At 73.9% G+C, this 21,937-nt stretch carries 18 protein-coding genes; 11 read left to right on the forward strand and 7 right to left on the reverse strand.

Annotation, left to right across the window (positions count from 1 at the left end; translation table 11 throughout):
- Positions 1–21 precede the first annotated feature (21 nt).
- From IG02_RS42440 to IG02_RS0102060, 3 genes are all read left to right on the forward strand, one after another.
- Entirely contained in the window at positions 22–1,032 is a 1,011-nt protein-coding gene (locus IG02_RS42440) for an MOSC domain-containing protein (protein WP_030740906.1), read from the forward strand.
- A gap of 167 nt (positions 1,033–1,199) precedes the next feature.
- A complete protein-coding gene (locus IG02_RS0102055; protein WP_030740909.1) occupies positions 1,200–1,808 on the forward strand; it encodes a hypothetical protein in 609 nt (202 codons plus the stop codon).
- A 253-nt stretch (positions 1,809–2,061) separates the two neighbouring features.
- Positions 2,062–4,476 (forward strand): right-handed parallel beta-helix repeat-containing protein, encoded by a 2,415-nt coding sequence (locus tag IG02_RS0102060; RefSeq protein ID WP_030740912.1) that lies wholly within the window; start codon positions 2,062–2,064, stop codon positions 4,474–4,476.
- On the opposite strand, the gene IG02_RS0102065 is transcribed toward IG02_RS0102060, so the two are convergent.
- Positions 4,446–7,199 carry a hypothetical protein gene (locus IG02_RS0102065; RefSeq protein WP_063756710.1) on the reverse strand — a complete coding sequence of 918 codons (2,754 nt, stop codon included), beginning with the start codon at positions 7,197–7,199 and terminating at the stop codon, positions 4,446–4,448. The genes IG02_RS0102060 and IG02_RS0102065 overlap by 31 nt on opposite strands.
- 320 nt (positions 7,200–7,519) lie before the next feature.
- Between IG02_RS0102065 and IG02_RS0102070 the strand changes: the two genes are divergently transcribed.
- Positions 7,520–8,368, forward strand: a complete 849-nt coding sequence (locus IG02_RS0102070) for a DeoR/GlpR family DNA-binding transcription regulator (protein WP_030740918.1) — start codon at positions 7,520–7,522, stop codon at positions 8,366–8,368.
- Between the two features lie 92 nt (positions 8,369–8,460).
- Positions 8,461–8,901: a hypothetical protein gene (locus IG02_RS0102075; protein ID WP_030740921.1), complete on the forward strand. Its 441-nt coding sequence runs from the start codon at positions 8,461–8,463 to the stop codon at positions 8,899–8,901.
- Between the two features lie 241 nt (positions 8,902–9,142).
- Here the strand turns inward: IG02_RS0102075 and IG02_RS0102080 are convergent, their stop codons facing one another.
- The gene (locus IG02_RS0102080) at positions 9,143–10,243 is read right to left on the reverse strand and encodes a PLP-dependent cysteine synthase family protein (protein WP_030740924.1); all 1,101 of its coding nucleotides are present in this window, start codon (positions 10,241–10,243) and stop codon (positions 9,143–9,145) included.
- 355 nt (positions 10,244–10,598) lie between these two features.
- Between IG02_RS0102080 and IG02_RS0102085 the strand changes: the two genes are divergently transcribed.
- Positions 10,599–10,910 carry a hypothetical protein gene (locus IG02_RS0102085; RefSeq protein WP_030740927.1) on the forward strand — a complete coding sequence of 104 codons (312 nt, stop codon included), beginning with the start codon at positions 10,599–10,601 and terminating at the stop codon, positions 10,908–10,910.
- A 306-nt stretch (positions 10,911–11,216) separates the two neighbouring features.
- Complete coding sequence (locus IG02_RS0102090) at positions 11,217–11,741, forward strand: ATP-binding protein (RefSeq protein ID WP_030740930.1); 525 nt, start codon at positions 11,217–11,219, stop codon at positions 11,739–11,741.
- 26 nt (positions 11,742–11,767) lie between these two features.
- Here IG02_RS0102090 and IG02_RS0102095 read toward each other — a convergent pair whose 3' ends face one another.
- The gene (locus tag IG02_RS0102095; RefSeq protein WP_030740934.1) at positions 11,768–12,988 is read right to left on the reverse strand and encodes an ROK family protein; all 1,221 of its coding nucleotides are present in this window, start codon (positions 12,986–12,988) and stop codon (positions 11,768–11,770) included.
- A gap of 77 nt (positions 12,989–13,065) precedes the next feature.
- On the opposite strand from IG02_RS0102095, the gene IG02_RS0102100 reads away from it, so the two are divergent.
- Positions 13,066–13,344, forward strand: coding sequence for a DUF6332 family protein (locus IG02_RS0102100; protein WP_030740937.1), 279 nt, complete (start codon positions 13,066–13,068; stop codon positions 13,342–13,344).
- A 220-nt stretch (positions 13,345–13,564) separates the two neighbouring features.
- Here the strand turns inward: IG02_RS0102100 and IG02_RS0102105 are convergent, their stop codons facing one another.
- Positions 13,565–14,872 carry a geranylgeranyl reductase family protein gene (locus IG02_RS0102105; protein WP_324604713.1) on the reverse strand — a complete coding sequence of 436 codons (1,308 nt, stop codon included), beginning with the start codon at positions 14,870–14,872 and terminating at the stop codon, positions 13,565–13,567.
- Between the two features lie 149 nt (positions 14,873–15,021).
- Here IG02_RS0102105 and IG02_RS0102110 point away from each other — a divergent pair, with 149 nt between their 5' ends.
- A complete protein-coding gene (locus IG02_RS0102110) occupies positions 15,022–16,386 on the forward strand; it encodes a dipeptidase (RefSeq protein WP_030740945.1) in 1,365 nt (454 codons plus the stop codon).
- A gap of 159 nt (positions 16,387–16,545) precedes the next feature.
- Here the strand turns inward: IG02_RS0102110 and IG02_RS0102115 are convergent, their stop codons facing one another.
- Positions 16,546–17,583, reverse strand: a complete 1,038-nt coding sequence (locus tag IG02_RS0102115; protein WP_030740947.1) for an NUDIX hydrolase — start codon at positions 17,581–17,583, stop codon at positions 16,546–16,548.
- A gap of 239 nt (positions 17,584–17,822) precedes the next feature.
- Between IG02_RS0102115 and IG02_RS40280 the strand changes: the two genes are divergently transcribed.
- Positions 17,823–17,999 carry a hypothetical protein gene (locus IG02_RS40280; protein WP_107055501.1) on the forward strand — a complete coding sequence of 59 codons (177 nt, stop codon included), beginning with the start codon at positions 17,823–17,825 and terminating at the stop codon, positions 17,997–17,999.
- 235 nt (positions 18,000–18,234) lie between these two features.
- Here IG02_RS40280 and IG02_RS0102125 read toward each other — a convergent pair whose 3' ends face one another.
- Positions 18,235–19,206 (reverse strand): ROK family protein, encoded by a 972-nt coding sequence (locus IG02_RS0102125; RefSeq protein ID WP_030740948.1) that lies wholly within the window; start codon positions 19,204–19,206, stop codon positions 18,235–18,237.
- A 315-nt stretch (positions 19,207–19,521) separates the two neighbouring features.
- On the opposite strand from IG02_RS0102125, the gene IG02_RS0102130 reads away from it, so the two are divergent.
- Positions 19,522–20,565 carry a LacI family DNA-binding transcriptional regulator gene (locus tag IG02_RS0102130; RefSeq protein WP_030740951.1) on the forward strand — a complete coding sequence of 348 codons (1,044 nt, stop codon included), beginning with the start codon at positions 19,522–19,524 and terminating at the stop codon, positions 20,563–20,565.
- Here IG02_RS0102130 and IG02_RS0102135 read toward each other — a convergent pair.
- Positions 20,562–21,899, reverse strand: coding sequence for a DUF6986 family protein (locus IG02_RS0102135; RefSeq protein ID WP_078854108.1), 1,338 nt, complete (start codon positions 21,897–21,899; stop codon positions 20,562–20,564). The genes IG02_RS0102130 and IG02_RS0102135 overlap by 4 nt on opposite strands.
- Positions 21,900–21,937 lie beyond the last annotated feature (38 nt).

A 21,937-nucleotide genomic window follows, 5' to 3' on the forward strand; every position in this document is an offset into this window, starting at 1 on the left:
ACCGGCTGAGATGATGGCCGCATGCCGAAGCCACCCCGTTCCTCTCTGCACTCCCTGCGGCTCTACCCGGTCAAGTCGATGGCCGGCGTCACGCGGGACAGCGCCGTGGTGGAACCGTGGGGCCTGGCCGGGGACCGGCGTTGGACACTGGTGGACGACACGGGGAGGGTGGTCACACAGCGCCAGCAGCCACGACTGGCGCTGATCGTCGCGCACACGCTGCCGGACGGCGGGATCCGGCTGCACGTGCCCGGCCTCGCCCCGCTCACGGTCGCCGTTCCGTCCCCCGTGGACGCGCGCCCGTCCGGAGCCGGCGTCGACGGCGGCACGGTCGTGGTGGACATCTTCGGCACCAAGGTGGAGGCGGTACCCGTCACCGCGCGCCCGTCGGGCCCGGACGGCATGTGTGTCACCGGCACGGACGGTACGGAGCGTACGCGCGGTGCGGACGGCGGCAACGGCACGGACGGCACCGGCGGCGCCGCGAACGGCACGGACGGCTTCGGCGGTGCGGAGGACGAGGGCGGCGTCGACCGACGGCTCAGCGCGTTCCTCGGCCTGGACGTCCGGCTCGTCCACCTCGACGACCCGGCCCGGCGCCGCCCCGTGAACCCGCTCTACGCGCGCCCCGGCGAAACGGTGAGCTTCGCGGACGGCTTCCCCCTCCTGGTCACCACCACGGCCTCGCTCGACGCCCTCAACTCCCTCGTCGCACAGGGTGACCACCCTGACGAGGGTCCCCTGCCCATGGACCGGTTCCGGCCGAATCTCGTGGTGACGGGCACGGCCCCCTGGGCGGAGGACGACTGGCAGCGGATCGCCGTCGGGGACATCACCTTCCGGGTCACCAAACCCTGCGGTCGGTGTGTCATCACCACCACCGACCAGGCCACGGCGGAGCGCGGCAAGGAACCGTTGCGCACGCTCGGCCGCTACCGCCGGTTCGGCGGCAAGTTGCTCTTCGGACAGAACCTCGTCCCCGAGGCCACGGGCACGCTGCGGACCGGCGATCCGGTGACTGTCCTGGACTGAGCGTGCACCGAGGCGTGCTCCGTGCGCCCCCGTCCGCCCTGTGTTATCACGCCCCTTACGGGAAACACGAAGCAGCAGTGAGGGGTCCTGCGCCCGGCGCGTGCGCGGCGCCACTCCGGGCCACCGCAGACATGGGGACATGGGGAGACGGAAGGGGGTTCGGAACGTTGCGGACCATCGTGGGGCTCTGGCGTTGGCGGCACAACCCTCTGTACAGAGGAACCGATCTCGCGGAGGCGTGGGCCGCCCTGACGGCGCTCCTGCTGCTCGTGCTCGGCGCCCCGGCCGCCGGCCTGGTCTCCGGGAACCTGGCGGACGCCACGCTGCGCAAGACCGTACGGGAGCAGCACGAGCAGCGCCACCGTACGACCGCCGTGGTCGTCGGCCGCGACGCGAAGCCGCGCTTCACCGCGTACGACACGGAGTCGCCCGCGGAGCCCGGCTCGGGCGTCCGCGTGCACGCCTCCTGGCGCGCGCCCGACGGCGGCGCGCGCACCGGCCAGGTCTCCGCTCCGCTGTACACGCCGCGCGCCGGTGACAGGTTCACGCTCTGGACCGACCCGCAGGGCCGGCCGGTGCGCGCGCCGATGAACGTCTCGTCGGCCCGTTTCCACGCCGTCATGGCCGGAATCGGAACCGTGCTCCTGGCCTCGGGAGTGATCGAGGGCGGCCGGCGGCTGGTCGTATGGCGGCTCGTCCAGCGGCGGTACAGGCGGCTCGACCAGGCGTGGGCCCAGGTCGGGCCCGACTGGGGGCGTACCGGCACCGGCAGTTGACGCCGCGCGGGCGGTCCGGCCGGGTTCCGACGCGCGCCGGCCGCCACCACTCCCGCCATCTGCACAGATCAGTCCGGGACGTATCCGAGCAGTCCTCCCTCTCGCGTCAACTTCGCGGTGTGGCGCGCGCTACGGTGGTGCCGACCGGTCTCGCTCTTGCGGCCGGGGGCCGGGGCCGGCACCCGGGACGGCAGGGCACGCGCGGACGTATCCGCGGTCGCGCACACGCACGAGGTGGGGGCACAACAGCGCCATGGCACAGGGCACGGTCCAGGTGACACACACCGGTACATCGCGTTGGCGGCGCCGCACGGGCGAGTACGCCTCCCTCGCCGCGGCGCTGGAGGCGGCCGGTGACGGTGACATCCTGACCATCGCCCCGGGCACCTACCGGGAGAATCTGGTGGTCACGCGCGCGGTCACGCTGCGCGGCCCGGACGGGGCGGCGGGCTCGGTCCGCCTGGCGCCCCTGGACGGGGTCCCGCTGACCGTGCGGGCCTCCGCCACGGTCCAGGACCTCCATGTGGAGGGCCAGGACACGGCGGCCCCCGCGCTGCTCGTCGAGGACGGCGCGCCCGAGCTGTCCAACCTGCGGATCGTGACCCGTTCGGCGGCCGGCCTGGAGGTGCGGGGGGCCGCCCGCCCCACCGTCCGGCGCTGCTCCGTCGACAATCCGGCGGGCGTGGGCATCGGCGTGCTCGACGGGTCGGGCGGGGTGTTCGAGGAGTGCGAGGTGCTCGCGGCGGGGCAGGCCGGCGTCTCGGTGCGCGGCGGCGCGCATCCGCGTCTGGAGCGCTGCCGGATCCACCACGCCTCGGGCGCGGGCCTGTCGGTGACCGGCGAGGGCAGCGGCCTGGAGGCGATCGGCTGCGAGGTGTACGAGATCAAGGGCACCGGCGTGCAGATCGCCTCGCGGGGCTCGGCCCACCTCACGGACTCCTCCGTGCACCGCACCTCGGCCGACGGGATAACCCTGGACACCGACGCGGTGCTCACGCTCTCCGACTGCGACATCCACGACATCCCGGAGAACGCGGTCGACCTGCGCTCGCGTTCGGTCCTCACCCTGACCCGCTCCACGGTCCGGCACTTCGGCCGCAACGGGCTCTCGGTCTGGGATCCGGGGACCCGCGTGGACGCCAACCAGTGCGAGATCCACGACAGCACGGGCGACTATCCGGCCGTCTGGGTCAGCGACGGCGCCACCGCCGTGCTCGACTCCTGCCGGGTGCGGGACGTGCCGGACGCGCTGTTCGTGCTCGACCGCGGGTCCCGGGTGGACGTGGTCGACAGCGATCTGTCGTCGGTGCGCAACACGGCGGTGTCGGTGAGCGACGGCGCCACCGCGCAGCTGGACGACTGCCGGATCAAGGATGTGTCCACGGGGGCCTGGTTCCGTGACCACGGCAGCGGCGGGACGCTCAACTCCTGCACGATCGACACCGTCCAGACCGGCGTCATCGTCACCAAGGGCGCCGACCCGACCATCGAGCGGTGCACGGTCACCTCGCCCGCCGAGGCCGGCTTCTACGTCTCCGCCGAGGGCCGGGGATCCTTCCACCACTGCCGGGTGACGGGCAGCGGCGGCTACGGCTTCCATGTGATGGACGGCTGCCGTACGACGCTCACCCGCTGCCGCACGGAGCGCTGTGCGCGCGGCGGGTACGAGTTCCCCGAGGACGGCCCGACCGCCGAGGACTGCACCAGCGACGAGAGCGGTGTGCTGACCCCGCCGGTCCCGGAACCGCCGTCCGTGCTGACGGCGACCCAGTCGTCGCCGGGGCTGCTCGGCGGTGTTCCGGCCCGGTCCGCCGCCACGGCGGCCCCGGCGCCCGAGAGCGTCCCCGACCGGCCCGCGCGCGCCTCGGACGAGGTCCTTTCCGAACTGGACGCGCTGGTGGGGCTGGAGAGCGTGAAGCGGGAGGTCCGGGCGCTCACCGACATGATCGAGGTGGGCCGCCGGCGCAAGGAGGCGGGGCTCAAGGCCGCGTCCGTCCGCCGCCACCTGGTGTTCACGGGCAACCCCGGGACCGGAAAGACGACGGTCGCGCGGCTGTACGGCGAGATCCTGCACTCCCTCGAGGTGCTGGAGCGCGGGCACCTCGTCGAGGTGTCCCGGGTGGATCTGGTCGGCGAGCACATCGGCTCGACCGCGATCCGCACCCAGGAGGCGTTCGACCGGGCGCGTGGCGGGGTGCTCTTCATCGACGAGGCGTACGCGCTGTCCCCCGAGGACTCCGGGCGCGACTTCGGCAAGGAGGCCATCGACACGCTGGTGAAACTGATGGAGGACCACCGGGACGCGGTGGTGGTGATCGTCGCGGGCTACACCGCCGAGATGGAGCGCTTCCTCACCGTCAACCCGGGCGTGGCCTCCCGGTTCTCACGGACGATCACCTTCAGCGACTACGTGCCCGAGGAGCTGCTGCGGATCGTGGAGCAGCAGTCCGAGGAACATGAGTACCGGCTGGCGGAGGGCACGGGCGAGGCGCTGTTGAAGTACTTCACGGCCCTGCCCAAGGGTCCGGCCTTCGGCAATGGCCGCACCGCGCGCCAGACGTTCGAGTCGATGGTGGAGCGGCACGCCGGGCGGGTGGCCCAGCTGCCGCTCACCAGCACGGACGATCTGACGCTGCTCTACGCGGACGACCTGCCCGAGCTGCCCTGACTCCTCCCCGGCGTGTCCTGAGTGCCCGGCGTGCGCCGGGTGCCGTGGCCCTGGGAGTCCCCGTGCGGCTCCGCGGGCTCCGCACGTCCCTCGCCCGCCCCGGCGGTGACCGTCGCCGATACGGCCGTCGTCGGCGCGGCCCCCGCCGGTCCTGGCGCCACCGGCCCGGCCGCCTCGGTTCCCGGCCGGGAGCCCTCGTGGCGCTGCTGGGGCAGCAGGGGCGGCGGCAGCTGGTCCAGCAGCTCGGTCCGCTCCTCGGCGAAGACCGGGTCCGCCTGGTAGTCGGAGTGCCCGAGGATCGGTTCGGGCAACGGGTGGTCGGCCGTACGCCCGTAGGCGAGCGGATCCAGCAGCGGTCCGCGGTCCACCTCGGGGCGGTCCCCCTCGGCGGGGACCAGGACCGGCCCGCCGATCGGGTCGGTGTCGCGCCACAGATTGCGCCAGCAGTGCAGTTCGCGGCTGAGGGCGGACAGGTGCGCGGCTCCGAAGTAGGCGGGGAACCAGCGGCCGTACAGCCGTTCCAACGGCGAACCATAGGTCAGCAGCGCCACCCGGTGGCGGGTCGCGTCCGGCAGCTGCCACACGGCGGCGGCGGCCAGCACGCTGCCCTGGGAGTGGCCGGAGAGGACGAGCCGGCCGCCGGTGCGGCGGGTCCAGGAGGCGATCCGCCAGGTGAGGTCGGGAACGGCTCGTTCGGCGTAACACGGGGGCGCGAAGGGGTGGGCCGCACGCGGCCAGAACGTACCTACGTCCCAGAGTATGCCGATGGTGCGGCGGGCCGAAGCGTCCCGGTAGGCGCGGCGGCCCCAGGTGACGAACAGTATGAAACCGAGGCCGACCAGCCAGGAGCCCAGCGCCTGGGCGGTGTCGGCGACGGACTGCACGAGGGAGGAGTCGGTGCTGTCCGCGGCCTGTCCCGGCACCTCCCCGCTCGCCCAGGAACCGAGGACGGCGGCGGCGCCGAGCAGCAGGGCGGTCCCGGAGAGTACGGCGACGAGGCGGGGGGCGAAGTCGGTGAGTCCCGCCCTGGCCCTGGCACCGGCGATCTGCCGGGTCCGCAGGCCGTCGGACGCCGCCCGCCGGCCCCTCGGGCCCCCGGGGGTGCTCGCCCCCTCGCCGAGTTCGACGGGCCGGTACTCCGCTTCGACCAGCGGGGCCAGCAGACGGGTGACCCGCCGGGTCCGCGCGAGGAGCAGCACGACCGGTACGAGCAGCAGCACCAGGAGTACCGGGATCACGGCCGCCTGCCAGCTCAGCAGCACCGGCGGGCCCACGATCGCGCCGTCGCCCGTGCCGGGCGTGGCGTCCTTGTCGAGCCAGTCGGCGACGCGCTGGGCGACCCCGCCGGTCATCACCCCGCCCAGGCCGCAGGCGAGCATCGCGACGGCGGGCCCGCCGAGGCCGCGCATCGCCACCCTCGGGTGCCGGGAGCGGCGGTGCAGCGCGTGGGCGGTGACGGCGAGCGAGACGACCAGGGCGAGCTGGGCCAGCGTTATCCACCGGAAGGTCAGATTGCCGGGCAGCGCGCCGGCGGAGACCCAGCCGGGGCGGGACCAGGCGGCGTAGCAGGCGGCCAGGCCGAGCAGGACGAGCGAGCCGGCCGGCAGCCAGGTGACCAGGATCCGGTCGAGACCTGCGTCGCGTCTGCGCTCGCTGCGGCCCCTGCTGCACACCACCCAGACCACCACGCCCGCGCAGACCGCGATCGCCGCCTGGAGCAGCCCGCCCGCGGACTGCGCCGTGGCGCCCCCGAGGCGCCGGTCGTGGTCGACTGCCGCGGCGGTGAGGGCCCCGGCGACGGTGAGGAAACCCGCGGCGGTGTGCGCGGCACGCAGCCTGGCGACCAGCCGGCGTCCGTACCAGAAGCCGGGACGGCCGAGCGCGGGACGGACGGTGACACGGCGTCCGGCCCCGGTGATCCCGGGCCCCCGCTCCCGGTGCCGGTCCCCGTCGGCTCCCTCCGCGTCCTCGCCGGGCCCGCTGTCGTCGTCTCCCGCGCCGGTGGCGGGGACGGCGTGCGCACCGGCGTTCCCCGCCGTGTCCGTCTCGGCGTTCGTGTCGGTGTCCGTGCCTGTTCCCGGGGTGTCGTCGTCCGTGAGCGGGCGCTGGGCCTCGTACGCGCTCCAGGTGCGGTTGGACAGGTACCACAGCAGGGTCACCAGCGCGACGGGCACCACCGCGGCGAGCGCGAGGCGCCGCCCGGGCTGCGACCACCAGCCGTGCCCCTCCGGGGCGAGGAAGCCGAGCCAGGACCGGCCCTCGACACAGCGCGGCGAACCCGCGCACTGCCACGCCGTCAGGTCCAGCGCCACCTCGCAGGCCGCGGCGGTCAGAGTCACGGTCAGGGTCAGCGCCACCAGCCGGACCAGTACGCCGTACAGCCGCTGGGACCTGCCGAGGCCCGTGGTGGCGGGCCGCATCCAGTGGGCGAGGTTGACGACCATGAAGGGCAGCAGGAGCAGCCACAGGGCGCGTGAGCCGTTGCCGGAGGTCAGATTGGACCAGCAGTACGCCTCGGGGATCGGCCGCTCGCCGTACCGCTCGGGGTGGCGCTCCGCGTCGGCGTCGTCGGCCCGCCGGTAGACCGCGGCCGTCCTGTCGCCGGTGACCCGTACCGTCCGCGGATCGTCGAGCATCTCCTGCGGGGTGGCACCGCCGACGCCGTGCACGAGCAGTTCGAGTGCGGCTCCGCCGCTGCGCGGCCGCTGGGTGTCAGGGGGCACGTCGGGACTCGCTCTCACGCTGGGCCGGATCCGCCGGCGCGGGAGGGCCGCGCCGCTGTCCCAGACACCATCTCCCCGTCGGCCGGGTCCGCCAACCCCGCGGCATGTGATCAAAGCCCGTGGGAGGATGGGGAACCCGTGACGATCGGACATCCGCCGCCCGCCGGGCACGACGGGCGGCAGCGGGCGTGCGACGGTACGGGCACGGTGCACGGGGTTGCCGGGTGGCCGTACGGCGTGGCGTCACGCGCGCGTACGGGCCGGGCACGGACGACGGGTGGACAACGGGTGGACGACAACACGGTGGGACGGGAGCGGCGGTGAGCGACAACCACAACCTGCTCGCGGAGCAGCGCCGCTCCCTGATCCTCGACGAGGTGCGCCGGCACGGCGGGGCCCGGGTCAACGACCTGACGCGCAAGCTCAACGTCTCCGACATGACGGTGCGCAGGGACCTGGACGCGCTGGCCCGGCAGGGCGTCATCGAGAAGGTGCACGGCGGCGCGGTGCCGGTGGCCGAGGCGAGCACGCACGAACCCGGGTTCGAGGCGAAGTCGGGGCTGGAGCTGAGCGCCAAGGAGGACATCGCGCGGGCGGCGGCGGCGATGGCCGTGCCGGGCAGCGCCATCGCGCTGTCCGGCGGCACCACGACCTACGCGTTGGCACACCATCTGCTGGACGTACCGGATCTGACGGTGGTGACGAACTCGACGCGCGTCGCCGACGTGTTCCACCTGGCGCAGCAGAGCGGCGGCGCGGGGGCCCGGCATCCGGGCGCCGCGATGGTGGTGCTGACGGGCGGGGTGCGCACCCCTTCGGACTCGCTGGTGGGGCCGGTGGCCGACCAGGCGATCCGGTCGCTCCACTTCGACGTGGTCTTCCTCGGGGTGCACGGCATCTCGGTCGAGGCGGGTCTGTCCACCCCGAACCTCGCGGAGGCGGAGACCAACCGCGGGTTCGTGTCGTCGGCCCGCCGCCTGGTGGTGGTGGCCGATCACACCAAGTGGGGGACGGTGGGACTGAGTTCCTTCGCGAGGCTGGACCAGGTCGACACGCTGGTGACGGACGCGGGACTGGCCCGGGAGGACCGCGAGGTGATCGCGGAACACCTGCCGCGCCTGGTGGTGGCGGGCGAGCCGGGTGACCCGCCGCCGGCCGAGCGGGACTGAGCGGGCGGGCCGGGCGGGTCCGGTGGACGGCGCGCGGGTGCCGTCCCGTGCCCGGTGGGCGAAGGTGCGGGGCCCCGGCCTACGATCGCGGGGTGACCGTGTTCCGGATCGACCGCACCACCCGGTTGTCCGCCGCCGAGGCGTGGCGGCGGCTCACCGACTGGCGGGCCCAGGGCGACCGGGTGCCGCTGACGCGTATCTCCGTCACGCCCCCGGGCCCCACGCGCGTGGGCACGGTCCTCGTCGCCCGCAGCGGGCTCGGCCCGGTCGCGGTCGACGACCCGATGGAGGTCGTCCACTGGCACCCGCCGACCCCGGGCACCCCCGGCCGCTGCCGGCTGGAGAAGCGTGGCCGGACCGTGCTCGGCTGGGCCGAGATCCGCGTACGGCGCGACGAGGAACACGGCGTCACCCGGGTTCGCTGGGAGGAGGAGCTACGGGTCCGCCCGTTGCCCGGGGCGCTCGACGCACTGACGGCGCGGGCGGGACGGCTCGTGTTCGGCCGGGCGGTGGACGGGCTGCTGCGCGGCTGACGCCCCCGCACGACGGGCAGCGGGCCGCCCGGTACGCCGAACCGCGGCCCGGCCCGACGGACGGCGCACCGGCGCCGGACCTGGCCCGTACCGACGCGGCGGACCTGACGACGGCCGCCGCGCTCGTCCTGAGCCGGCGGGGCGGCGGCGCCCGCTACGGGGACGGCACGGTGACACTGACGGCGCGCCTCGCCGGAGGCGGCACGTCGCGCGCGGTCGGCGACTGACACCGTCCGCCCGGTCAGTCGGGCCAGACGCCGCGCGTCAGGAACCGCTCCAGCGTCGCCGTGTACGGAGCGATGTCCAGCCCCTGGGAGGCGAGCCACTCGTCCGAGTAGTACTTGTCGAGATAGCGGTCGCCCGGGTCGCAGATCAGTGTGACCACACTGCCGGTACGCCCGGCCGCGACCATCTCCGCCACGATGCGCAGGGCGCTCCACAGGCCCGTTCCGGTGGACCCGCCCGCCTTGCGGCCGATGGCCCGCTCCAGGGCGCGTACGGCGGCGACGCTCGCCGCGTCGGGCACCTTCATCATCCGGTCGATGGCGCCGGGGACGAAGCTGGGCTCCATCCGGGGCCGGCCGATGCCCTCGATCCGGGAGCCGCGCTCGCTGTGGGCCAGTGGGTCGTGCCGGGTCCAGCCGTCGAAGAAACAGGAGTTCTCCGGGTCCGGGACACAGACCCGGGTGTCGTACTGCATGTAATGGACGTAGCGCGCGATGGTCGCGGAGGTGCCGCCCGTACCGGCGGTGGCGACGATCCACGCGGGTTCCGGATAGCGCTCCAGACGCAGCTGCTGGTAGATGGACTCGGCGATGTTGTTGTTCCCCCGCCAGTCGGTGGCGCGCTCGGCGTAGGTGAACTGGTCCATGTAGTGACCGCCGGTCCGCTCCGCGAGCCGGGCCGATTCCTCGTACAGCTGTCGGGCGTCGTCCACGAAGTGGCATTGGGCGCCGTGGAACTGGATCAGCCGGCACTTCTCGGCGCTGGTGCTCCGGGGCATGACCGCGATGAACGGCACCCCGATCAGCTGCGCGAAATACGCCTCGGAGACGGCGGTGGATCCGCTGGACGCCTCGATGACCGGCTTGCCGGGCCGGATCCAGCCGTTGCACAGGCCGTAGAGGAAGAGCGAGCGCGCGAGCCGGTGTTTGAGGCTGCCGGTGGGATGTGTCGACTCGTCCTTGAGGTACAGGTCGATGCCCCACTCCTCGGGCAGGGGGAAGAGCAGCATGTGGGTGTCCGCCGAGCGGTTGGCGTCGGCATGCACCTTGCGGACGGCTTCCTTGAGCCAGGCGCGGTAAGCGGGGTCGCTGCGGTCGACGTCGACGGTCTCCACCACGGATCCCGCCCGTGGGACGCCGTCCGGTGCGGAGCCGTTGTGTTTTCCTTGTACGGATTCCCTGTTGTGCGCGGATCCTTCGTGTCTCTCCGGTCGTGTCATACGCGTCACACCCACCCTCCCTCGTCAACACCTCAGCCGTGCCCGGTCGACGAAGCGCCGTGTCATCACCCGTGTCATCACCACGCCACTACCGTCGGCCACAGGTCACGCTATCCGTACCACCTGCGCAAACGACTGCTTTGGGTTTCCATAGGGATGCCTTCCCGCCCCCACCGTGAGGGCACTCTGGTGCGGGGGCGGATACTTGTGCACACTGCCATCAGGGGCCTGAACGACAGGGGGCGGAACAGCCATGGCGGAACCGGAGTTCAGCGCGCGCGGTGTTCGGATAGAGCGGTGGCCACGCTCGCTGACCAAAGCGGGCCAGGTACTGATCCAGGACGGCAGGCTGGCCCTGCTGACCAGCTACGGGAGGGTCATCGACAGTGCTCCGCTGCGGGCCGTCCGAGCCGCGAAACCGTGGTTCGCGGGGCGCGGCAGCACGGTCGCCACCGTCAACGGGAGGCGTTACCGGCTGACGATGAGCGAGAAGGGGCGACTGTCCGACGCGGCGACGCTGGCCGGACGTTTCATGGAGACGGTGAGCCGGGCACGGCACACCTGACCGGACGGCACACCTGACCGGACGGCACACCTGACCGGACGGCGCGCACCGGGCGGCACACCGCAGGTCACGCGCCCGGCCGGTGCCGTGCCGGGACGGCCGTGGTGGCCCGCGGCGGCCAGGCGCGAGTTGCGGCGCCCGGCCGGCTGGGTCACGCTGGTTCCGTCTCACTCAGGGTGTATCGACCGTGACGCTACGACCGGTCCATCGGGCCCGGGCCCCGTCCGGGCGGGGATTCGGCGGGCACGTCCGCCGCCAGGTCATCCTCTCAAGTCTTCTTCCCACCTCATCCGGGGAGTCGCAGCCGTGATCAGCCAGCACAGCAGGCACTGCACGGTGGAGCTCCAGGCCCTGCCGTCGCGGATCGGCCAGGTTCGCAGAATCATCTCCGCGCAGTTGCGGTACTGGCGTCTCGACGCCTTGATCGACCCAGCGGCACTCGGTGTCACCGAGTTGCTCACCAATGTCCACCGGCACGCGCAGCCGGACAAGACGTGCACGGTCGACATCGAGCTCCTGCTCGAACGGCTCATGGTCTCCGTCAGCGACCGCGACCCCCGGGTCCCCGCCATCAAGGACGCCCGTCTGTTCGACACCTGCGGCCGGGGTCTCGCGCTGATCGCGGCGGTGAGCGAGAGCTGGGGCATACGCGCCCGGGGCGAGACGGGCAAGAGCATATGGTTCACTCTTCCGGCGCCACCGGGCGCCCTGTCCCTGGCGTCGCGCACGGTCTACGGCGCGACGACCGACGGGCCCTTCCCGGGGGCGGCGTTCGGCCCGCTCGCGGGGGAGCACGCACACGCCTCGGTGCGCGCGGCCGTGGTCGTCTGAGAACCCGCCCCCGGCACACGCGGTGGTCACACGGGAGCCAGCGCGCCCAGGGGGTCGTCCAGGACCGGCTGCCAGGCGAGTTCGGCCGCGCCCACCAGACTGTTGTGATCGAGCGTGCAGGGCAGGACGGGCACGCTGCCACTGCGCCCCCACAGACTCCGCTCGGCGACGACGGCGTGCAGCCGCTCCGGATCGGCGTCGAGCAGTTCCCGGTGGAGACCGCCGAGGATGATGCGGTCGGGGTTGAGGATGTTGACCAGACCGGCGAGCCCCAGGCCGAGCCGGTCGATCAGTTCCTCGGTGGCCCTGCGCACGCCCGCCTCGGAGCGTTCGTTGCGCAGCAGATCGCGCGCCTGCTGGAGCAGCGAGACCTCGGGTCCCGGGGCGCGGCCCGCCGCGGTCAGAAAGGCGTACGGGTCGGCCTCGACGTCGAGGCAGCCCTTGCTGCCGCAGTGGCAGGGCCTGCCCTCGGGGTTGACGGTGAGGTGGCCCACTTCGAGGGCGAGGCCGGAACTCCCGGTGTGCAGACGGCCGTCGAGCACGAGCGCGCCGCCCACGCCCCGGTGTCCGGTGGCGACGCAGAGCAGATGCCGGGCGCCCTGGCCGGCGCCGTGCCGGTGCTCGGCGAGAGCGGCGAGATTGACGTCGTTCGCGGTGAACGCGGGGCCGTCGATGCCCGCGTCCCGCACCAGCCGGGCGAAGACCTCCCGCACGGGAGCGCCGACCGGCCAGGCCACATGGAGCGGGTTGAGGGCGGTGCCCTCCGGCTCGGCGACCGCCGAGGGGACGGCGAGGCCGGCGCCGACACAGCGCCGCCCGGTCTCCCACAGCAGCCCCGCGCCGGTCTCCACGACCTCCCCGAGGACTTGCGCGGGGTCGGCGGAGGCCGTGCCGCTCCCGTGCGCGGTGGCGACGATCCGGCCGCCGAGCCCGACGAGGGCGGCACGGAAGCCGTCCGCGTGGACCTGGGCGGCCAGCGCGACCGGCCCGGAGTCGTCAACCGAGAGCCGGTGCGAGGGCCTGCCCTGGGATCCGGCCGCCGAGGCCGGCCGGTGGTCGACCCGGATCAGGCCGAGGGCCTCCAACTCGGCGGCGACGGCACCGGCGGTGGCGCGGGTGACCCCGAGCTCCGCCGTCAGCACGGCACGGGTGGGCGCCCGGCCCGTGTGCACCAGTTCAAGTGCCGGGCCCAGCGCGCCACGGCCCCTCTCCAGCCTCGTCCGAGTGGTGGTTTCCCTGCCGTTCATGGGGGCGAGTCTCCCATGGTCCGCCGGGGGCGCCGCTGTCCTTGCCCGGGGTGCGGGCCGCGCGGCAGACTCCCATCATGGACTTACGCCCACAGAGCACCCGGAGCGCCGCCGTACGGGACGCGGTCACCGTCGAGATCGTCTTCGCCCTGGTCACAGGACTCGTCCTGGCGGGCGCCGTGTTCGCGCTGGGTGCCGTGACGGCCTGGTACCTCGGTCTGCCGGACCTCGCACCGCGCGTGGCGGCGGTCGCCGCGGGCGTCGCCTTCGTGGTGCGCGTCGTTCGGGTGCTGTGGCGCTTTCCGCGGCCGTCGGGCCGGTCGGAACAGCCCGGCCGTACCGGCTCCGGCTCGTAGGCACGGGGACGGCGGGGCGCTCCGGGGCACGGACGGACCGCGGCCCGGCGGAGGCCCACCGGACCAACATCGTCCGCTCCGGCGCCCCCGGACCGGGGCCCGGCCCGTGTCACCTGACCGGCCCCGTGCACCGCGGCCGGTCCTCCCGGCCGCCGGGCTCCGTACAGGCGCCTGGGCGTCGAGCCGCCTCCCGACCCGCCCGCGGGGTCCGGACAGGCCGTCAGGACGGCACACCGTCCTCCCGCACGCCCGGTTCGCGGGGTGCCGCGTCCGGGTCCGTGTCCAAGGCGCCGTCGGCGTCGGTCCGCCCCGCCTGCTTGCGGTCCAGGAGGTCCAGCGCGCGCCGTGCCAACGGGTGGGTGCGGACCAGGCCGGCCAGCGAGGTCGAGCCGCGCGTGATGTCCGCGAACGCGTTCCACGCGGGCCGCAGGCCCGTGATCGCCGCGTGTATCACGCCGGGCCGGCGCTCGAAGATCGCGAGCATCCGACGGCCGACGCCCATCTCCACGCCGAGGCCGGCCTTGATGGCGAACGCGTAGTTCAGCGCCTGGCGGCGGGCGTCCACGGCGTCGTGCGACTCCGCGATCCGTACGGCCCACTCCCCCGCGAGCCGCCCGGACCGCAGGGCGAAGGAGATTCCCTCCCGCGTCCACGGCTCCAGCAGCCCCGCCGCGTCGCCGCAGACCAGCACCCGGCCGCGGGACAGCGGCGAGTCGTCACTGCGGCAGCGCGTCAGATGCCCCGACGAGACCGCCGGTTCGAATCCGGCGAGCCCGAGCCGTGCGATGAAGTCCTCCAGATACCGCTTCGTCGCCGCGCCCTCGCCGCGCGCCGAGATCACCCCGACGGTGAGCGTGTCCCCCTTCGGGAACACCCAGCCGTAACTCCCGGGCAGCGGACCCCAGTCTATGAGCACCCGGCCCGCCCAGTCCTCCGCCACCGTCGGCGGCACCGGGATCTCCGCCTCCAGCCCCAGGTCGACCTGGTCCGTCTTCACGCCGACGTGCGCGCCTATGCGGCTCGCGCTGCCGTCCGCGCCGACGACGGCCCGGGCGAGGACCGTCCCGCCGTCCGCGAGGAGGACGGCGACCGTACGGCGGTCGGGCACGGCCGGGCCGTGCTGTTCCACGCGCGAGACGGTCACGCCCGTACGGAGCACGGCGCCCGCCTTCCGCGCGTGCTCCACGAGACTCGCGTCGAACTCCGGGCGGTTGACGAGCCCGAAGAGCATGCGCTTGGACCTGCGCGTCCGGGTCAGCCTGCCGTTCATGGAGAACGTCACCGCGTGCACCCGGTCCCTGAACGGCAGCTCGAAGCCCGGAGGCAGCGCGTCGCGCGAGGGGCCGATGATCCCGCCCCCACAGGTCTTGTACCGGGGCAACTCGGCTTTCTCCAGCAGCAGTACCTTTCGCCCCGTGACCGCCGCCGCGTATGCCGCGGAGGCTCCCGCCGGTCCCGCCCCGACCACGACGACATCCCACACCGACTCGTCGTGCCCGCTTGTGGCGTCTGCGTTCTCGCTGCTCACGATGTGCTTCTGCTCCTGATCCCGACGGTGGCCCCTGCTGTCGAACGGCATCCTACGGCGCGGGACCGGCGAACCCACTGTGGGAGGATCGACCACGCCTTCGACGTACGCCTGATCGACATGACGTCATACCCACGAGGAGCGTGCCCATGACCGCGAATCCGATCGCCGAGACCGTGGCGTCCCTGATGCCCCGCGCCCGCGCGGAGCTGACGGAACTGGTCGCGTTCCGGTCGGTGGCGGATCCCGCGGTGTTCCCCCGCGGCGAGTGCGAGGCCGCCGCGGCCTGGGTGGCCGACGCGCTGCGCGCCGAGGGGTTCCAGGACGTCGCGCTCCTCGACACCCCGGACGGCACCCAGTCCGTCTACGGTCTGCTGCCGGGCCCCGAGGGCGCGCCGACGGTGCTCCTCTACGCGCACTACGACGTGCAGCCGCCGCTGGACGAGAACGCCTGGCTGACGCCTCCGTTCGAACTGACCGAGCGGGACGGCCGCTGGTACGGGCGCGGCGCCGCCGACTGCAAGGGCGGCCTCGTGATGCACCTGCTCGCCCTGCGCGCCCTGAAGGCGAACGGCGGCGTGCCGGTGAGCGTCAAAATCATCGCCGAGGGCTCGGAGGAGCAGGGCACCGGCGGACTGGAACGGTACGCGGAGGCGCGTCCGGACCTGCTGGCCGCCGACGCGGTCGTCGTCGGGGACGCGGGCAACTTCCGGACCGGCCTGCCGACGGTCACGGCCACCCTGCGCGGCATGACCATGGTGCGCGTCGAGGTGGACACGCTGGCGGGCAACCTGCACTCCGGCCAGTTCGGCGGGGCGGCCCCCGACGCGCTCGCCGCGCTCATCCGGGTGCTCGACTCGCTGCGCGCGGCGGACGGGTCCACCACGGTGGACGGACTGGCCGCGGACGCCGAGTGGGACGGCCTCGACTACGCGGAGGACGACTTCCGCCGGGACGCCGAGGTCCTCGACGGGGTCGGCCTCATCGGCCACGGCTCGGTCGCCGACCGGATCTGGGCCCGGCCCGCCGTCACCGTCCTCGGCATCGACGCCCCGCCGGTGGTGGGGGCCACCCCGTCCGTCCAGGCGAGCGCGCGGGCCCTGATCAGTCTGCGCGTACCGCCGGGCCAGGACGCGGGCGCGGCGACCGAACTGCTGACGGCGCACATCGAGCGGCACACGCCGTGGGGCGCGCGGGTGCGGGTCGAACAGGTCGGCGAGGGACAGCCGTTCCGGGCGGACACCACGGGCCCGGCGTACGCCGCGATGGCGGACGCCATGAGGGTGGCCTACCCCGGACAGGAGATGCAGGTCGCGGGCCAGGGCGGTTCCATCCCGCTGTGCAACACCCTGGCCTCGCTGTACCCGCGGGCGGAGATCCTGCTGATCGGGCTCAGCGAGCCGGAGGCCCGGATCCACGCCGTGAACGAGAGCGTCTCGCCCGACGAGCTTCGGCGGCTGGCGGTGGCCGAGGCCCACTTCCTGGTCAACTACGCGGGCGCCGGGCGGGACTGAGGCGCCCGGCCGCGGTCCCGCCGAGGTACACGGCGCCTCGGACCCGGTACACGGCACCTCGGACCCGGTACACGGCACCTCGGACGCCGTACAGGGCACCTCGGGCGCGGGCCGCGGGACCTCCGCGGTCCCGCCCCCGCCCCGTCCGTGGCGTCCTGGTCAGCCGACCGGGACGCCGTCCTCCAGATTGAGGACCGTCCCGCGCTCCCGCGCGCGCAGGGCCCAGCGCAGCCGCTCGTACCGTACGGGCGGCAGCAGCCCCGCGGCCTCCTCCTCGGCGACGAAGCGCCAGCCCCGTAGCTCCTGGCCCGGCAGCAGCAGCTGCTCCACCAGCCGCGCGGGCAGCCTGCCGCCGTCGAAGAGCAGGCGCAGGCCGCCGTATCCGGGCGGGCGCGGCACTTCCCAGTCCACCACCAGCAGCCGCGGGACCTGGCTGAGTTCTATGCCGATCTCCTCCGCGACCTCGCGGATCCCCGCGCGGGCCGGTGCTTCCCCGGCCTCCACCACCCCGCCCGGGAACTCCCAGCCGGGCTTGTACGTGGGATCGACCAGCAGCACCCGGTCCTCCTCGTCGAAGAGCAGCACGCCGGCGGCGAGCGTCTCGGAGGTCGGCTCGGGTGTCTGGACGATGTCGCTGACGCGGGCCGCGCCGGACCGGACGGCCGTCGCGAGCAGGGCCGCCGTCTCCCGTGCGGTGAGGGCGGTGTTGTCGATGACGTGGGCGTCCGCCGTGAGCCAGCCGAGCGCCGCCCGGTAGGGTTCGATGTGCTCGTAACACCACTGCCGGCCGCGTACGTTCGTCTCCGCCCCCTCCTCGACATCCTCACGGGCGGCTATCCGTCCACGCAGTATCGTTTCGTCTGTTGTCAGCAGCACATGTGTGACCGGGATGCGGCGCGCCGCGAGGCCGCCGAAGATCTCGTCCCGGTACTCCTGCCGCAGCAGAGTCATGGGGACGACCAGCGCCCCGCCCACCTCGGCCAGCAGTGCCGCCGCCGTGTCCACCACAAGGCGCCGCCAGATCGGCAGATCCTGATAGTCGCTCACTTCCGCGAGCCGCTTCTGCGGCAGCAGTCTCGCCACTTCCGCGCCGATCAGCTCCGGATCGTAGAGCGTGCAGTTCGGGATCAGGTCGATCAGTTCGCGCGCGGTGCTGGTCTTGCCGGCCCCGAACGCACCGTTGATCCAGACGATCACGGTTCCCCCTCTTCCATAGCCCCCAGTGGACTGCCCGCAACACCCTGCCACGGAAACCCCTGTTCGGATCAGGGCGCCTGAGCGGCCAGCCGGCTGTGGCCGAGCTGTGGCCGGTTCGAGGTCATCCTGATGCCGGCAAAGCGTCCACTGTACGAACCGATGCCCGCGCCGGGCCGTCACACCGGCGCCGGGAAATCGTCGGACGCTGGACCCTGGACCACGACAAGGGGGGGTGCCTCATGGGCAGGACGGTGTTGGAGAGATTTCCCGCGGGCGGACCGCGCGGCAGTTGGCCGGCGGAGGAGTTCGCACGGGCCCGGCGGGCGGAGGGGACGCCGGCCGAGGTGGTGATGGACCTGGACGCGGACCTGTTCCTCGTCGTCGTGGTGCGGCAGGCGACGGACTCGCCCGCGTAGGGCCGGTCGGCCGGGGCGTCCGGCGAAGGGCGCGCCGCGACGGCGCACACCTCGCCGGCCACCGCACCGGATCCCGCCTGCCGCCACGCGGACGGCGTGCGCGCTGTCGACGGGCCCCGGCCGGGCGCCACCGGTGAGCCCGGCCCCCGGCGGGCCCGCCCCCGGCTCAGGCGTCCTCGCCCCATGAGCGTCCGATCAGGTCACGTGGTCCGGACGGGCACAGTGCGAGGACCCCTCAGCCGCCGACCGCCGCGGCCCGGCCGTCCCGGTCCCGGTCCCGGAGCGCCGCCGAGGCCGCCGCCGCGGCGCCCACCAGTCCCGCGTCGGCGCCGGTCAGCGCCGGCGCGACCGTGAGCCGTCGGACGAACGAGAGCGCGGCGTAGTCCTGGAGCGACCGGCGCAGGGGGGCGAAGAGCACCTCGCCCGCGCCCGCGACACCCCCGCCGACGACCACGATGCCCACCTCGACCAGGGTCGCCGTCGCCGCGATCCCGGCGGCCAGCGCCTGCGCGGCCCGCTCGAAGGACGCGACGGCGACCGGATGGCCCGCCCGCGCGGCGGCGGCCACCGCGGCGGCCGAGGTGTCACCGTCCGGTCCCGGCACCCAACCGCCCTCCCGTGCCCTGCGGGCGATATTGGGTCCGCTGGCGATGCGCTCCACGCACCCCCGGCCACCGCACGGGCACAGATCTCCGTCCAGGTCGACACTGATGTGGCCGATGTGGCCCGCGTTGCCGGTCGGGCCGGGATACACCTTCCCGTTCAGGACGAGTCCTCCGCCGACACCGGTGGAGACCACCATGCACAGGGCGTTGTCGTACCCGCGGGCCGCGCCCTGCCAGTGTTCCGCCGCGGCGATCGCGACACCGTCGCCGACCAGCGTCACCGGCAGTCCGCCGGTGGCCGACCGTACCCGCTCCACGAGCGGGAATCCGCGCCACCCGGGCACGTTGACGGGGCTGACCGTACCGGCCAGGGCGTTCACGGGCCCCGCGCTGCCGATGCCGAGCGCCGTGGCCGACGGCCAGAGCGGGGACGCCGAGACCTCGGCGACGACCTCCGTCACCGCGCGCATCACCGCCTCACCGTCCTCCTGCGCGGGAGTCGGCCGCTGGGCACGGACAAGAATCCTGCCGCTGCCGTCCACCAACGCGCCGGCGATCTTGGTGCCGCCGATGTCGAGTGCGGCAACGGTGTCGGTATGCATCGGTTTCGGGTCTCCACGGGTAGGGGTCGGTGGGCAGAGGCGGGGACGCGACGGCGGCCGCCGGTCCCGGGCGGGGCTCCGACGGCCGGCAGTCGACGGCCGGACATGACGGACAACAGAAGATGATGTCTCCCCGCACGGACAGGGGATGGTCCGGACCTACAGGAAGGTGAGTGAACCTCCGGTCCGGCGGTACGCCCTCCCCTCGGTGACAACGTTGTCCAGGGCCTATGCTCAACGCCATCGCCGTGTATGGCAAGTCCCATGGCACACCACGGCGCCCCTATCTCCGAGCGACGACGAGGATTGCGCACCGTGGCAGACACCGCCCGCCGACCCGAGCCCCGTTACGGCACCCGCCCCACGATGAAGGACGTGGCCGCGCGGGCCGGGGTGGGGCTCAAGACGGTCTCCCGAGTCGTCAACGGAGAACAGGGCGTCACCCCCGACACCGAGCGCCGGGTGCAGGAGGCCATCGACGCGCTCGGATTCCGCCGCAACGATTCGGCGCGCGTGCTGCGCAAGGGGCGTACGGCGAGCATCGGCCTGGTCCTGGAGGACCTCGCAGACCCGTTCTACGGTCCGCTGAACCGAGCGGTGGAGGAGGTGGCCCGGGCCCACGGCGCACTGCTCATCAACGGCTCCAGCGCCGAGGACCCGGACCGCGAGCAGGAGTTGGCCCTCGCCCTGTGCGCGCGCCGGGTGGACGGGCTGATCGTGATCCCGGCCGGCTGCGACCACCGCTATCTGGAACCGGAGATCAAGGCGGGGGTGGCGACGGTCTTCGTGGACCGCCCGGCCGGCCGGATCGACGCGGACGCGGTGCTCTCCGACAGCTTCGGCGGCGCCCGTTCGGGCACCGCGCACCTGATAGCGCACGGGCACCGCCGTATCGGCTTCGTCGGTGACCTGCCCCGGATCCACACGGCGAGCGAGCGGCTGCGCGGCTACCGCACGGCGATGGCCGAGGCGGAGCTCGCCATCGACGACGCGTGGGTGTCCCTCGGTACGACCGCCCCCGACCGCGTCCGGGAGGCCGTCACCGCCATGCTCGCCGCCCCCGAGCCGGTCACGGCGATCTTCGCGGGGAACAACCGGGTGACGGTGACGGCGGTACGGGTCCTGGCGGCCCATCACCGCCCCGTCGCCCTGGTCGGCTTCGACGACATCGAACTGGCCGACCTCCTGGACCCGGGGGTCACGGTGATCGCCCAGGACGCGGCCGCCCTCGGGCGCACGGCGGCGGAACGGCTCTTCCACCGGCTCGACGGGGCGGCCGACGCGCCGTCACGGGTGGTGCTGCCGACGCGGCTGATCGCCCGGGGCTCCGGGGAGATCCCGCCGCCGGCGGACGGTTAGGGTCTCGGGTCTCCGCCCCGACGGGAGCCGTGCGGCGCGACGCCGTACGCCGGTCGGTGCCGGGCCGCCGGGTTCGTGAAACCTTCCAGGTCGGCGCGGGTGAGGCCGGTGAGCCGGGTGACCTCGTCCGGGTCGAGCGCGCCGCAGTCGAGTCCGCGCAGCAGGTGACCACTGAGCGCCGCCGCCGTGGCGGGCTCGTCCAGAACGGCACCGCCCGCCTTGGCGACATAGGCGGTGAGCCGTGCGGCGGCGGGGCGCAGGCCCTCGCGGTAGAAGGCGTAGACGGCCGCGTACCGGATGGGCAGGTGGCCCGGGTGCATGTCCCAGCCCTGGTAGTAGGCGCGGGCGAGGGCGCGCCGGGTGAGGCCGTAGTGCAGCCGCCACGCCTCGTGCACCTGGGCGGTCGGGCCGACGGGCAGGACGTTGGTGGAGCCGTCGCTGACGCGGACGCCCGTGCCGGCGGCGGCGACCTGCATGACGGCCTTGGCGTGGTCGGCGGCCGGGTGGTCGCTCGCCTGCTGCGCGGCGCCGACCCCGAGGGAGGCGCTGTAGTCGAAGGTGCCGTAATGCAGGCCGGTGGCCCGGCCGCCGGCCGCGTCGATCATCCGGGCCACCGTGGCGGTGCCGTCCGCGGCGAGGATCGCCTGGCTGGTCTCGATCTGGATCTCGAAGCCGATCCGCCCGGCCGCCAGTCCGAGCGCCCTTTCGAACTCCCCGGCCAGCCGGGCCATCGCGGCGACCTGCTCGGCGTAGGTGACCTTGGGCAGGGTGAGCACGAGCCCGTCGGGCAGGCCGCCGGCCCGTACCAGCCCGCTGAGGAAGATGTCGAGGGTCCGGATGGCCCGGCTCCGTACGGCGGCCTCCAGACACTTGGCGCGGATGCCCGTGTACGGCGCCGCCGTGCCGCCGTCGTACGCCTCACGGACCAGGCGCGCGGCGCGGGCGGCGGCTTCGTCCTCCTCGTCGTCCGACCGCGCGCCGTAGCCGTCCTCGAAGTCGATCCGGAGGTCCTCGACGGGCTCGCGGCCGAGTTTGTCCCGGACGCGTTCGTACACCGGACCCGCCAGTTCGTCGGGCAGGCCGAGCACCCGGGCCAGCGTGGCGGCGTCCGGGGCGTGTTCGTCGAGCGCGGCGAGCGCCTGGTCGCCCCATGAGCGGATGGTGCCGGCGTGGAAGACGTCGGCCGGGACGTAGACCGTGTGGACGGGCCGACGGGTGCCGGGATCGCCCGGGTAACGGCGGGCGAGTTCGGCGTCGACCGGCGCGAGCAGGGCGCCGATCTCCGCGTCGACCCGGTCGGTGAGGCTGGTCGTCACCGTCTCCCGCTGTCCCATCCCGGGCCTCCTCGTTTCCGCCGCACGGAAGCGGCGCT

The organism is Streptomyces sp. NRRL F-5135 (assembly GCF_000719775.1).
GTDB lineage: Bacteria > Actinomycetota > Actinomycetes > Streptomycetales > Streptomycetaceae > Streptomyces > Streptomyces hebeiensis.

What these genes read in the sequence shown, in the direction of transcription:
- IG02_RS42440 (WP_030740906.1), top strand. Translation starts at nt 22, where the DNA reads ATGCCGAAGCCACCCCGTTCCTCTCTGCACTCCCTGCGGCTCTACCCG.
- IG02_RS0102095 (WP_030740934.1), bottom strand. Translation starts at nt 12,988, where the DNA reads ATGAACGGCAGGGAAACCACCACTCGGACGAGGCTGGAGAGGGGCCGT.
- IG02_RS0102110 (WP_030740945.1), top strand. Translation starts at nt 15,022, where the DNA reads ATGACCGCGAATCCGATCGCCGAGACCGTGGCGTCCCTGATGCCCCGC.
- IG02_RS0102125 (WP_030740948.1), bottom strand. Translation starts at nt 19,206, where the DNA reads ATGCATACCGACACCGTTGCCGCACTCGACATCGGCGGCACCAAGATC.
- IG02_RS0102085 (WP_030740927.1), top strand. Translation starts at nt 10,599, where the DNA reads ATGGCGGAACCGGAGTTCAGCGCGCGCGGTGTTCGGATAGAGCGGTGG.
- IG02_RS0102135 (WP_078854108.1), bottom strand. Translation starts at nt 21,899, where the DNA reads ATGGGACAGCGGGAGACGGTGACGACCAGCCTCACCGACCGGGTCGAC.
- IG02_RS0102060 (WP_030740912.1), top strand. Translation starts at nt 2,062, where the DNA reads ATGGCACAGGGCACGGTCCAGGTGACACACACCGGTACATCGCGTTGG.
- IG02_RS0102100 (WP_030740937.1), top strand. Translation starts at nt 13,066, where the DNA reads ATGGACTTACGCCCACAGAGCACCCGGAGCGCCGCCGTACGGGACGCG.
- IG02_RS40280 (WP_107055501.1), top strand. Translation starts at nt 17,823, where the DNA reads ATGGGCAGGACGGTGTTGGAGAGATTTCCCGCGGGCGGACCGCGCGGC.